At 69.9% G+C, this 12,218-nt stretch carries 12 protein-coding genes; 7 read left to right on the top strand and 5 right to left on the bottom strand.

Features of this window, described 5'->3' with window-relative positions; genetic code table 11:
• Positions 1-68 precede the first annotated feature (68 nt).
• The 3 genes from ACTJJ4_RS15715 to ACTJJ4_RS15705 are packed head-to-tail and all read right to left on the bottom strand — an operon-like array spanning position 69 to position 3,426.
• Complete coding sequence (locus tag ACTJJ4_RS15715) at positions 69-872, bottom strand: MerR family transcriptional regulator (protein WP_440944183.1); 804 nt, start codon at positions 870-872, stop codon at positions 69-71.
• Between the two features lie 60 nt (positions 873-932).
• Positions 933-2,081, bottom strand: a complete 1,149-nt coding sequence (locus ACTJJ4_RS15710) for an NERD domain-containing protein (RefSeq protein WP_440944182.1) — start codon at positions 2,079-2,081, stop codon at positions 933-935.
• 49 nt (positions 2,082-2,130) lie between these two features.
• Entirely contained in the window at positions 2,131-3,426 is a 1,296-nt protein-coding gene (locus tag ACTJJ4_RS15705) for an MFS transporter (protein ID WP_440944181.1), read from the bottom strand.
• 73 nt (positions 3,427-3,499) lie between these two features.
• Between ACTJJ4_RS15705 and ACTJJ4_RS15700 the strand changes: the two genes are divergently transcribed.
• The gene (locus tag ACTJJ4_RS15700) at positions 3,500-4,114 is read left to right on the top strand and encodes an ArsR/SmtB family transcription factor (RefSeq protein WP_440944180.1); all 615 of its coding nucleotides are present in this window, start codon (positions 3,500-3,502) and stop codon (positions 4,112-4,114) included.
• 19 nt (positions 4,115-4,133) lie between these two features.
• On the opposite strand, the gene ACTJJ4_RS15695 is transcribed toward ACTJJ4_RS15700, so the two are convergent.
• Positions 4,134-4,595 carry an SRPBCC family protein gene (locus ACTJJ4_RS15695; protein WP_440944179.1) on the bottom strand — a complete coding sequence of 154 codons (462 nt, stop codon included), beginning with the start codon at positions 4,593-4,595 and terminating at the stop codon, positions 4,134-4,136.
• Between the two features lie 16 nt (positions 4,596-4,611).
• Here ACTJJ4_RS15695 and ACTJJ4_RS15690 point away from each other — a divergent pair, with 16 nt between their 5' ends.
• On the top strand, positions 4,612-4,935 hold the full coding sequence (locus ACTJJ4_RS15690; protein WP_440944178.1) for an ArsR/SmtB family transcription factor: 324 nt from the start codon (positions 4,612-4,614) through the stop codon (positions 4,933-4,935).
• Positions 4,936-5,110: 175 nt separating this feature from the next.
• On the opposite strand, the gene ACTJJ4_RS15685 is transcribed toward ACTJJ4_RS15690, so the two are convergent.
• Positions 5,111-7,006, bottom strand: a complete 1,896-nt coding sequence (locus ACTJJ4_RS15685; RefSeq protein ID WP_440944177.1) for a DUF5107 domain-containing protein — start codon at positions 7,004-7,006, stop codon at positions 5,111-5,113.
• Positions 7,007-7,170: 164 nt separating this feature from the next.
• Here ACTJJ4_RS15685 and ACTJJ4_RS15680 point away from each other — a divergent pair, with 164 nt between their 5' ends.
• From ACTJJ4_RS15680 to ACTJJ4_RS15660, 5 genes are all read left to right on the top strand, one after another.
• Entirely contained in the window at positions 7,171-7,422 is a 252-nt protein-coding gene (locus ACTJJ4_RS15680) for a DUF4242 domain-containing protein (RefSeq protein WP_285631246.1), read from the top strand.
• Positions 7,423-7,444: 22 nt separating this feature from the next.
• Positions 7,445-8,563: a class I SAM-dependent methyltransferase gene (locus tag ACTJJ4_RS15675; RefSeq protein ID WP_440944176.1), complete on the top strand. Its 1,119-nt coding sequence runs from the start codon at positions 7,445-7,447 to the stop codon at positions 8,561-8,563.
• 351 nt (positions 8,564-8,914) lie between these two features.
• Positions 8,915-10,225 carry a quaternary amine ABC transporter ATP-binding protein gene (locus tag ACTJJ4_RS15670; protein ID WP_440944175.1) on the top strand — a complete coding sequence of 437 codons (1,311 nt, stop codon included), beginning with the start codon at positions 8,915-8,917 and terminating at the stop codon, positions 10,223-10,225.
• Positions 10,225-11,148, top strand: a complete 924-nt coding sequence (locus ACTJJ4_RS15665) for an ABC transporter permease (RefSeq protein ID WP_440944174.1) — start codon at positions 10,225-10,227, stop codon at positions 11,146-11,148. The genes ACTJJ4_RS15670 and ACTJJ4_RS15665 overlap by 1 nt, the downstream gene beginning before the upstream one ends.
• A 49-nt stretch (positions 11,149-11,197) precedes the next feature.
• Positions 11,198-12,115: a glycine betaine ABC transporter substrate-binding protein gene (locus ACTJJ4_RS15660; protein ID WP_440944173.1), complete on the top strand. Its 918-nt coding sequence runs from the start codon at positions 11,198-11,200 to the stop codon at positions 12,113-12,115.
• Positions 12,116-12,218: the final 103 nt, after the last annotated feature.

The raw sequence follows: 12,218 nt of genomic DNA, 5'->3' as shown, positions 1-12,218 counted from the left end.
AATTCCGTCATCCGTCCGGCCACGTCGCGCGGGGTGCGTGCCGCGCGACGTGGATCCGGGCGGGCGATTCAGCCCTGCGCGACGGGCTGCTGCAGCTCGGTGACCCAGTCGGACTGATCCTCCGAGACCGCGCGCACGTACAGCTCGCGGCACGGGCCGGAGGGCACGAAGCCGCGGGCGATGATCTCCTCGTGCAGCGCCGCCCAGCTGTCGGGGATGCGCTCCATCGAGCCCAGGTGCACGCCGCAGATCGCCGTCTCGGCGGCGGGGAGCTCGACGATCTCGACGCCTTCGACGTCGGGGCCGGAGTACTCGTAGCCGACGGTCAGCAGCATCCCGTCCTCGGCGGACGAATACTGCGAGATCGGCGTCGCCAGCGAGGCGCCGACCCTGCCGAGCGCTTCGGCCACGGCGCCGAAGGCCGGCCCGACGATGGTGCCGATCTCCGCCTGCTCGGCGGCGACGGCCGTGCGGGCGGCGAGCCGGACGGCAGGCAGCGGCTTCTCGATGATCTCGATGCGGGACATGTGCATCTCCTTCTGGATGAGATGGAGCCGCCGTTCCACGTCGACGAGTCTCGCGGCCGCGATCCGGTGCTCGCGCTCCACGCGGGATCGGTGGGTGCGCAGCAGCGCTTCGATGCGTTCGGCATCCAGCCCCTCCTCGAGGATGGTGCCGATCTCGTCGAGACCGAACCCCAGCTGCCGCAGCGCCACGATCCGGTGCAGCCGGTCGAGCTGCGAAGGGTCGTACGAGCGGTAGCCGTTGAACTCGTCCACGTGGGCGGGCACGAGCAGCCCGGCCGTGTCCCAATGCCGCAGCATGCGGTGGGTCACCTGGCCGATCTGCGCGAACGCTCCGATGGACAACATGGTTCAGTTCTCCCGTCTCACACCGTGTCAGGGTCAAGTCTGCGGGACAGTGGATGCTGTTCAGGGGAGGACGGCGAGCAGGGCGCGCGAGATGAGCGCGCCGATCGACGCCAGGTTCTGCAAGGCGACCAATGCGGACGCGACGACCGCAGCGACGACGCCGAGGCCCCATGCTCGGCGGCGGCGGTCGGCGGATGCTCGTGATGCGCGCAGCTCGCCGAAAGCAGCGAGGTCCGTCTCCGCCGGCTCGGATGCTCCCCAGGTCGCGGGGTCCGCGGCGCGCGACGCGAGCTCCCTGACCTCCGGCGGGGTCAGGACGGGTGCCGAACGGGTCAACCATCGCACGAGGTCCCCCGACCGGAGCACGACGACCTTCTCCGGTCGATCCCTGACTGCGAAGGTGCGGGCGCCGACGACCACTATGAGCGGCGTCACCGGCGCCGACAGGATCCTCGCCACGCGCTTCCCCTCGTGCTCGGCATTGCGCAGGTGATGTGTGCGCTGCCCATTGACCATCAGCATCCGATTCGCGACCCACACCTTCCCCGAGTGCCGTTTCGTGTTGATCGTGAAGACTCCCGCCGGGCCGATCACCAGGTGGTCGATGTCGCTGCCGTGCGTGCCGATCGGGATCGCGTGGAACGTCTGCCACTCCTCCCCGAGGCGACCGAGCACGCGAGCCACCTCGAGCTCGCCGAGCGCTCCCTGGTACCAGGGCTCGGCGTCCGGAGAGAGCGGGTCCCTTCCGAAGAGACGTGCCGTGCGCGAGCGCGGCGGATGCTGCGCCTGGATGCGGAGGGTCTCTGCGATGACCGCGGATGCCGGTGCGCGCAGTCGCAGCCAGTCTCGCGGCGCGGCGTCGTCGGGTGCCGAAGGGACCGGAGATGCACTGGACATCGGTGCTGGCCCCGACCGGTTCAGGCCCGCTCGATCCGTTTCCGGGCGAGTCGCCGCAGGCAGTGCGGCGGGCGACGAGCTGCCAGGCTCGCCGGGAACCTCGGTGCTCGGCGTGGTGGCGAGCTCATCGGCCGCCGTTGGTGTTGCGCTGAGTTGCTGATCCGGCGCGCACTCCACGCAGCGCACGGTCCGTCGCGAGCGCTCGTACACGGCATCCGCTCCTGCGGCGAGAGATGTGCCGCACAGCCGGCATCGTCCGGCGTAGCGCAGCCGCATCCGCCTGTCGTCCGAGCGCTCCCCGGCATCCGTCATGGCATCCGCTCCCCAGCAGTCGGCCCCGCTCGGAGCCTAGCGCCGCAGGTCAGCCGACGGGAACCTCGGCATCGTCGAACTGCTTCGCGTGCTCCGCCCAGCGGGCCTCGGCGGGGATCGAGCGCAACGGGCGGCTGAGCAGCGCCATCACCAGGGCGATGGCGCAGAGGGTCAGACTGGACAGAAGCGTCGAGGAGCGTCCGGCCCACGCCAGGCCGAAGCCGGCGACCAGCGGCGAGAGGGGCATGGCGCCCATCGCCAGAACCGCGCCGACGCTGTTGACCCGCCCGATCAGCGCCGTCGGGGTGGCGACCATGGTGTACCCGCTGAAGGCGGCGTTCAGCGCCGGGAGCAGGAACACGGCGCCGCTCACCAGCAGCGCGATTCCCCACGGCGTCTCGACGAACACGCCGCCGGCGATGGCGGCGGTGCAGACGGCGATGCCCAGCACCATCAGCGTCCCGGCACCGATGCGCGGCACGAGGGTCGGCGCGACCAGTGCTCCGACGAGCATCGACGCGCCGGAGGCGGCCATCATCCAGCCGATCGTCGCCTCGGAGTGGCCGGCCTGCAGCACGGCGTAGATCATCGTGGTGATCCCGGCGTTCAGACCGAGGTTGATCACGGTGGCCACCACGGTGCCGGTGCTCAGGTCGGGGCGACGGAACAGCCAGCGCACGCCTTCGCGCAGCTCGCGCAGCGCGTTGGCGGGCGCGGCTTCGGCCTGCGGTGCGTCCGCGTCCGCGGCCTCAGGACGCCCCCAGCCGACACGCCTGCCGAGAGCCCAGCCGGCGACGGCCGAGACCAGGGCGCCGACGAACATCGCCGCGCCGATCAGCCACCCGCCGACCGCCAGCAGCATCCCGCCGATCGGTCCTCCGGCGAGCTGGAGTGCCGCATCCCGCCCCTGGTTGGCCGCCTGCGCGCGCCCCATCATGCTCTCCGGCACGATGTCCTTCAGTGCGGCCTCGCCCGCCGGGTTGAACAGGCCGCCCAGTGCGGCGAGCAGCACCTCGAAGACCAGCAGCATCGCGAAGTCGACGCGGCCGGCCAGAGCGGCGACGGTGAACGCTCCCGCCGCGACGGCGCCGAGCGCGGCGCCGAGCGTCATCATCACGATGCGTCGGTGGCGGTCTGCCAGCACGCCGCCGGCCAGCGTGGTGAGCAGCCGGACGACGGTTCCCACGGCCGCGATGATGCCGGCCTGTGCCGGGTCGCCCGTGACGACGAGCGCGAGCAGCGGGACGGCGAAGTTGAAGAGAGTGGATGCCAGTCCCTTCCCGGTGTCGGAGGTGAGCCACAGCAGGTACGGAGCCTGGCGCCAGAGTCGCGGCGAGGATGTCATGGCGATCACGCTAGTCCCGCAGGATTAATTGCGCAAGTAGAATTGCGCAAGTAATCCTGACTAGACTGTGCGCATGGCTGAGAAACCGGACGCGGACGCGGCGTCGGAAGGCGAGGCGGGGCGCGCGACGGCGGCGACCACCACGATGCTCAAGGCGTTCACGCATCCGCTGCGCCGTCAGATCCTGCGGTTGTTCCCCAAGCACGAGTACCTGCGTGCGGCCGACATCGCCGAACTGCTCGACGTTCCGGCGAACAAGGTGAGCTTCCATCTGCGTGCGCTCGCCGACGCCGGTCTGATCGTCGAAGCGCCCGAACGCGCCCGCGACCGGCGGGATCGCGTGTGGAGGGGAAGCCGTGAGGCGGTGAGCATAGGCGGGCCCGAGAACCCGATCGAGGACGCGGTGCTCGGCAACGCGGCCCTCCAGGTGCTCATCGACGAGCACTACGACGTCGTGCGCAGGATGCTGGCCTGGACCCCCGACTACATGGCGGGCCGGACCGCCGAGGTGCACGCCGAGTTCTCGCAGGGCACCATGCGGCTGACCGAGGCCGAGTTCCTCGCGATGATGAAGCGGATGGGCGCGGTCTCGAAGGAGGCCGCGGAGGCGCACGACCGCGACAATCCCGACGACCCCGCCACGCGGGTCTGGAACATCGATATCATCGCCGCCGACGACACGATTTGACGGTGCTCCGCGCGCGGGTCTACTTGTAGAAGCCCTCGCGCAGGTTGATGCCGTGCTCGACCCAGGCCTTCAGGGCCGCGAGCATGCCCGTCCAGCCCTCGCAGTTGCCGAAGGCGCTCTTCGCGCCGGCGTCCGTCGCGCGCCACGAGCTCTCGGTGATCGTCACCAGGGTGCGCGCGCCGTCGTCGATCGACGCGAACTCGAAGACGACGCGGGTGCGGTCGCCGACCGTCTCGTTGCCGTCCCACTCGATCACGATCCGGCTCGGGGCCTCGGCCTCGACGACGGTCACCGGAAATCGGCCCGGGAAGTCCGCGAAGTCCCAGCTGACCTCGGCGCCGGGCTCGAGCCGGCCCCGGGCGCCGCCGGTGGTGAAGTACTTCGAGAGGCGATCCGGATCGGCGACCGCCTCGTAGACGTCTGCGACAGGACGGGAGACGCGCCCCGACACGGTGAACGACAGTTCGGTGAGCTCAGACATGTTATAAGATTACAACATGTCATCGAGAGATCAAGCCCCCGACGATGACGACCTCGTGTTCAAGGCGCTCGCGGCGCCCGTCAGAAGGCGGATGCTCGACGCGCTGCGCCCCGCGGAGCTGACCACCGGCGAGCTGTGCTCCCGCTTCCCCGAGCTCGACCGCACGACGGTGCTGCAGCACCTGCGCGTGCTCGAGCGCGCCGACCTCGTGATCGGCCGTCGCGTCGGGCGGGAGCGGCGGCTGTCGCTGGCGCCCCTGCCGATCAAGCGCATCCACGACCGGTGGATCGGCGACTACGCCCGTGCCGCCGTGGAGCTGCTCGAGGACCTCGACGGCTGAGCTGATCCGCATCCGCTCGCCGACCTCCAGGTCGCATTTCGTGCTGGAACCGACGGTCGCCCGCTGTCCAGGTCGCACTTCGTGCCGGAAAGTCCGCCGGAAAGCGGCACGAACTGCGACCTGAAACGCCGGTGGACCCGCGGAACGGCACGAACTGCGACCCGAGCGCCCGCGCTCAGCTCATCGAGTAGTCGTACCGCTGCGGCACCGGGCGGTCGGGGAACGCCTGCCGCCACAGCTCCGACATGCTCAGCTCGCCCTCTCGGATGTCGGGCACCTCGATGCCCTCCTCGAGCAGGCGGCCGGCCTCGGCGAGGTCGGCGGATGCCAGCGCTGCGCGCACGGCCAGCACGCGGAACCGCCCCAGCTCCCGCATCGACAGGGGCAGCGAGGCGACCAGGTCGCGGGCATCCTCTGCCCGCCCTGCGGCGAGCAGCGCCTCGCCGAGCTCCAGCGCGAGCGGTGCGACCTCGGGGGCCAGCATCCGGGCATCCACGAGGTCGGCGAGGCCGGCATCCGTCTCGCCCGAGGCGATCTTCACCAGGCCGAGTCCGCGCAGCGCCCACGCGGAGCGGCGCAGCCTCAGCGACGCCTCGTACCCGGCCGCGGCAGCACGGAGTTCGCCGCGCGCGTGCGCCATCACGGCCCGATGGTAGTGCGTGAGCCAGCTCGCCGGCGCCTCGGCCAGCAGCCGGTCCCAGAGCTCGCCCGTCACATACGACGACGGCGCCGCAGACGCGTCGTCAACCGCATCCGCCAGCCCGAGCAGTGAGCGCCAGTACGCGGCATCCGCTCCGGCATCCGCGTCGAAACGCGCCCCGGGAAGACCATCGAACGCGACCCCGTATCGGGCCGACAGTGCCTGCTCCAGCGCTCCCCACGGCGACCCGGTCTGCAGAACGCGCCGCGGTGCGAGATCGGCGACGGCCTCCAGCCGAGCGGGACCGTCGGACGCCCGCGATGCCGCTGCGCGCACCGCCGAAGCGACCCGGTCGCTCGCCGCAGCCCACGCTCCGGACGGATCGCCGGCGTGCACGGGAAGGAAGGTCTCCTGCCACTCCCAGGTCGCGCCGCCCGGCATCCGCAGGTGCTCGTACTGCGTGGTCGCCAGCCCGCCCTGGATCTCGAAGTAGTCGCCGCCCAGCCAGTCCTGCCAGTGCCGTCCTCCCGCGTTGTCGCCCCAGACGAACAGCTTGCGCCCCTTCAACCGGGCGGTCGAGACGTGGCCGAGACCGTCGCCCGACCCGTCAAGCGCTGCGATCCACGGCAGCTCGCCCGCCGGGAGCGCGTGGAACCAGTCGGCGGCCACGGGGGCGGATGCCGGATACGACACGTCGTCGCTGACGAGGTCGACCAGCGACAGACGGCCGTCGTAGTCGGTGCGGTACGCCTGCGTCGCGCTGGTGAACACACGCGACTCGGCGGTCTGCGCCACGGCGATGTTCGTCCACCAGTACATGCCCGTCTCGGCCGGGTGGGGATTGCGCACCCGCACCTGCACGTGCAGCGCGGGAGCATGCGCGTCCAGGGTCGCGTCGAGCTGCACGATCAGTCCGCGGACGCGCTCGTACTCCCACATCCGCAGCACCGGCTCGCCGTCGGGCCCGGTCACCTCGGCCGCGTACAGCGGATCGCAGGTGAGGGGCCAGTGGCCCCTCATCCCGATGTTCCACTCCACGCCGCCCGAGAACCAGGCGTTGCGCAGCGCGAGGTTCGCGGGCTGGAACACGTCGTTGCGGTAGACGAGGTCGCGTCCGTCCGCCTTGTCCAGCAGTCGCACCAGCCGGCCGCCGAGATCGAGCGCGAACTCCGCTCGCATGTGCTCGTTCTCCAGCACGGCCAGCCGCATCGGTGCGGTGCGGCGCTCGCGGCCGTACTGGTCCTGCAGCAGATACGGGTGGATGCTGTCGACCCGCCCGTAGGCGATGTTCGACGCGATCTCGGCCGGAAGCCCTTCGGTCGATGCCTCGTACGGAGCCTGCGGCATCGTCGCCACCGCGGGCAGCGGATTCACCTCGCCGACGGGTGCGGAGGGAAGCGAGACCGAGGCGATCGTGAGCGTTGCAGTCATGATGCTGCTCACGCTAGCCAATGCGCGTCCCTGTGCCCAGCATCCGGTGGAAGCGGCTCTGTCGCCGGAGTTCGCACCGGCGTAGCATCTCCTCATCACGAGCCGTTGGGGGCGCACCCCGACCACCGGCCGAGGCGGCGGCGATCACAGATGGGGATTCGATCATGCCGCTCTACATGGATGTCCATTCGCTCGGCGACGCCGTCAGCCTCGACGATGTCGCCAAGGCGCATGCCGCCGATCTGGCCCTGCAGGACCAGCACGGCGTGCAGTACCTGCGCTACTGGGTCGACGAGGCGGGCGGGAAGATCTTCTGCCTGGTCGACGCGCCCGACCCCGAGGCCGCGAACACGGTGCACCGCGAGGCGCACGGCCTGGTGGCCGACGAGATCCACCTGGTCAGGGAGGGCGCCTAGCCGGTGTCGGTAGGGTGAGCGGGTGCCCGACTTCGACTTCCGCGCGCTGCGCCGATTCCCCGACGTCGAGGCACCGAACCTGCAGGCCTGGGATGCCACCGATGAGCTGCTCGTGCGATGGGCCCTCGACTCCGGCATCCCGGGCGATGAGGTCGCCGTCATCGGCGACGAGTACGGCGCGATCACGCTCGCGCTGGCGGATGCCGGGATCTCCGGCATCCGCGTGCATCAGGACCTGGTCACCGGACGCAGGGCGCTGGCGCGCAACGCCACCGCACTGGGGATCTCCGGCTGGGCGTCGCACGACCTCGGCGCCGAGCTGCTCGCCGGTGCTCGCCTGGTGCTGCTGCAGCTGCCGAAGGCGCTCGCCGAGCTCGAGGAGATCGCGGATGCCGTGGCCCGCTCGGCCGCGCCGGACGTGACGCTGGTCGCCGGCGGGCGCGTCAAGCACATGACGCTCGCGCAGAACGAGGTGCTCGCGCGCCGCTTCGGCGTCGTCCAGCCGCAGCGGGCGGAGCGCAAATCGCGGCTGGTCGTGGCATCCGAGCCTCTCGCCGTCCCGGCGGACCCGCCGTTCCCGGTCCGCCAGGTGCACGACGGCCTCACGCTGTGCGCGTTCGGCGGCGCGTTCGCCGGCGCGCGGATCGACATCGGCACGCGCGTGCTGCTGAACGCGATGGAGGGGCTCTCCGTCCCGGTCGTCCATCCGAACGTGATCGACCTCGGCTGCGGGACCGGCGCACTCGCCGCGGCGTTCGCCCTGCGGCATCCGGATGCCGTGGTGATCGCGACCGACCGGTCGGCCTCAGCCGTGCGATCAGCCGAGGCCACGATGCGAGCCAACGGCATCGAGGGCCGCGTGCAGGTCACGCTGGACGATGCCGGCTCCGAACTGCCGGATGCCTCAGCAGACCTGGTCCTGCTGAACCCGCCCTTCCACCTCGGCGCGAGCGTGCACGAGGGCGCCGGGCAGCGCCTGATCCAGGCCGCGGCGCGGCTGCTGAAGCCCGGCGGCGAGGTGTGGACGGTGTTCAATTCGCACCTCGATCATCGCCGTGCGCTCAGCCGTGAGGTCGGGGCCACGGAGCAGGTCGTCCGCACCCCGAAGTTCACCGTCACCCGCAGCATCCGCCGGGGCTGAAACCCGTCGATTCGTCACCGGAAACCTCACGACGATCGATTCTCCGACACGCGCATAACCCCCGGTGAGGCCGCGAAACCGAAGCGCGGATTTGCCACCCGATCAGCCATTCGTTAGCGTGGAAAGGTGGTCGAGGGACCACAAACACCAGTCCGCGGCCGCGTCCTTCTTTCGACTCGAGCTGTACACGAAGAGGCGCGGGCGTACGGTCGATGTTCTTTGCGGGGATCCGAAATCCCCGACCGCGCCGCCAGTACAGCGATTGTCGAAACGGCCCTGTGATCATCACCCGGGCGTTACCGAAGCCGGCTCACATGCACCCTGGCAACAGGTGAGCCGCGCGGGGGAAACGTGTCCGAAATCGCTCTTGAAGCGCACCATCTCTACAAGGTCTTCGGCCGCAATCCGCAGCAGGCGGTCAAGCGGCTCAAGACCGGGGAATCCCGAACCGACGTGCTGGACGCCGGCACCGCAGCCGTGATCGACGCGAGCTTCACCGTGAACCGCGGTGAGATCTTCGTGATCATGGGGCTGTCCGGATCCGGCAAGTCCACGATCATCCGCATGCTCAACGGCCTGCACGACATCACCTCCGGCGAGGTGGTCATCGGCGGCGACGACATCGCCAAGGCGAACCCGGCCGCCCTGCGCGAGATCCGCCGCGACCGTGTCTCGATGGTCTTCCAGCACTTCGCGCTGCTGCCGCACCGCACGGTGGCCGCCAACGTGGCGTACCCCCTCGAGCTCAAGGGCGTCGGCAAAGCTGAAAGGCTCGCCAAGGCCGAGGAGATCCTCGCGCTGGTCGGGCTGGAGGGCTGGGGCGACAAGCTGCCCAGCGAGCTGTCCGGCGGCATGCAGCAGCGCGTCGGCATCGCCCGCGCGCTCGCCGCGGACACCGACATCCTGCTGATGGACGAGGCCTTCAGCGCACTCGACCCGCTGATCCGCCGCGAGATGCAGGAGCAGCTCGTCGAGCTGCAGGCCAAGCTGCAGAAGACCATCGTGTTCATCACGCACGACCTCAACGAGGCCATGTTCCTCGGCGACCGGATCGCCGTGATGCGCGACGGCCGCATCGTGCAGATCGGCACACCCGAGGACATCCTCACCGACCCCGCCAACGACTACGTCGAGCAGTTCGTGCAGGACGTCGACCGCGCCCGCGTGCTCACCGCGTCCAACGTCATGGAGCGTCCGCGTCCTGTGGTCGCCGAGACCGCCGGCCCGCGCACGGCGCTGCGCCAGATGCGCGACGCCTACATGTCGGCCACCTACGTGGTCGGCCGCGACCGCAAGCTGATCGGGATCGTCACCGACCGGGATGCCGTGAAGCTCGTCCGCAAGGGCGAGACGTCGCTGTCGAGCATCCTCAAGCCGGTGCCGCAGGCGGTCGACGTCGACGAGGTGCTGATGAACCTGTTCATCCCCTCGGTCGAGTCGCCGCTGCCCCTCGCGGTGACGGATGCTGCGGGCCGCCTGGTCGGCGTCATCCCGCGCGTGACCCTGCTCGCCGCGCTCGGCCCCGGCCCGGGCGCCACCGGTGAACTGACCCTTCCGCTGAATCCGATGCCGCAGGCGGTGATCGACGAGGTCCTGGCCGAGGCTCAGGATGCCGTGGAGTCGGCCGCCTCGGAGACCGACCACACCGAGGAGGTGCGCTGATGCCCCGCATTCCACTCGGCGACTGGGTCGAGACCGTCGTCTCATGGATCCAGATCAACCTCGAGGGCGTCCTCGACTTCATCTCGATGGTCGTCGGCGCTCTGGTGAACGGCCTGATCGGCGCTCTGCTGTCGGTGCACTTCGTCGGCATCATCGCGATCCTCGCGCTGATCGCCTGGCTGCTGCGCTCCTGGCAGCTCGCCGTCGGCACGATCGTGTCGTTCGTGCTGATCCTGGGCCTCGGCCTGTGGGTGCCGACCATGCAGACGCTGGCGCTGGTGCTGGTCGCCGCCGCCCTGGCCGTGCTGATCGCGGTGCCGCTGGGCATCTGGTCGGCCCGGAACGCCACCGTGCGCGCCGTGCTCAAGCCCGTGCTCGACTTCATGCAGACCATGCCGGCGTTCGTGTACCTGATCCCGGCGATCGTGTTCTTCAGCATCGGCTACGTGCCCGGTCTCATCGCGACGGTGATCTTCGCGCTGCCCCCGGGAGTGCGGCTCACCGAGCTCGGCATCCGCGGAGTCGACTCCGAGACGGTCGAGGCCGGCCACGCCTTCGGTGCGACACCGGGGCAGATCCTGCGCGGCGTGCAGCTGCCGCTCGCGATGCCGACCATCATGGCCGGCGTCAACCAGGTGATCATGCTCGCCCTGTCGATGGCGGTCATCGCCGGTATGGCGGGCGCCGACGGCCTGGGCAAGATCGTCGTCGAGGCGATCGCGAACGTGCGGATCGGTCAGGGCGTCGAGGCGGGCCTCGCCGTGGTGCTGATCGCCATGTTCCTCGACCGCGTGACCGCGGCGATGGGCGCACCGGCCGGCAACCGTTCGTCGCTGCTCGGCATGATCGCGCGCCGTCGTGATCAGCGGCGCCGCGCCGCGGCATCCGCTGTGCCGGCGGATGCCGCGCTGCAGCCCGCCTGACCCACCTGCGTCATACCTGCATTCACACATACGGAACCGGAGAAGCATCATGAAGAAGAAGTTCACAGCACTCGCGGCGCTCGGCGTCGCATCCGCTCTCGCCCTGACCGGATGCGCGGGCGACGCGTCCGGCGGAACCGGCGCCCCCGGCGCGGAAGGCCCGTCGTCGGGCGGCGACAAGGGCACGATCACGCTCGGCTTCCTGCCGTCGTGGACCGACGGCCTGAGCACGGCGTACCTGCTCGAGAACAAGCTCGAGGAGATGGGCTACAACGTCGAGATGAAGACGCTCACCGAGGCGGGCCCGCTGTACGCCGGCCTGGCCAAGGGCGACGTCGACATCTACCCCTCGGCATGGCCCGAGCTCACGCACAAGTCCTACATGGACAAGTACGGCGACAAGATCGAAGATCTCGGCGCCTACTACGACAACGCCAAGCTCACGATCGCCGTGCCGGAGTACTCCGAGCTCACCTCGATCGAGGACCTCAAGGGCAAGGCCGCGCAGTTCGACGGCAAGATCATCGGCATCGAGCCGGGCGCGGGCCTCACCGAGCAGACGAAGAAGATGCTGCCGGAGTACGGGCTCGACAGCGAGTACGAGCTCGTCACCTCGTCGACCGCCGCGATGCTCACCGAGCTCAAGAAGGCCACGGAGGCTCAGAAGGACATCGTCGTCACGCTGTGGCGTCCGTTCTGGGCCAACGACGCCTTCCCCGTGAAGGACCTCGAGGACCCGAAGGGCGCGATGGGCGAGCCCGAGGGACTGCACTTCCTGGCCACTGAGGGCTTCACCGAGAAGTACCCCGAGGCCGCGGAGTTCATCGAGAAGATCAAGCTGGACGACGAGCAGTACGGCGCCCTCGAGGGCCTGGTCACCTCCGACGAGTACAAGGACAAGTCCGCCGAGGCCGTGAAGAAGTGGATCTCGGAGTACTCCGACAAGATCGACTGGCTGAAGAAGTAGGTCTCCGCAGAGACCCCTCTTCACGTCGAGGCCCCCTCCGAGCCACACGGCGGTTTCAAGGGGTCGTCGCAACACCGAAACGAACTAGGCAAGTTCTAGCAGG

It is taken from the genome of Microbacterium sp. 22195, from assembly GCF_052056515.1.
Classification (GTDB): Bacteria; Actinomycetota; Actinomycetes; order Actinomycetales; family Microbacteriaceae; genus Microbacterium.
Note: the sequence above shows the minus strand (reverse complement) of the source record. Positions and strands in the feature narration are given on the sequence as shown.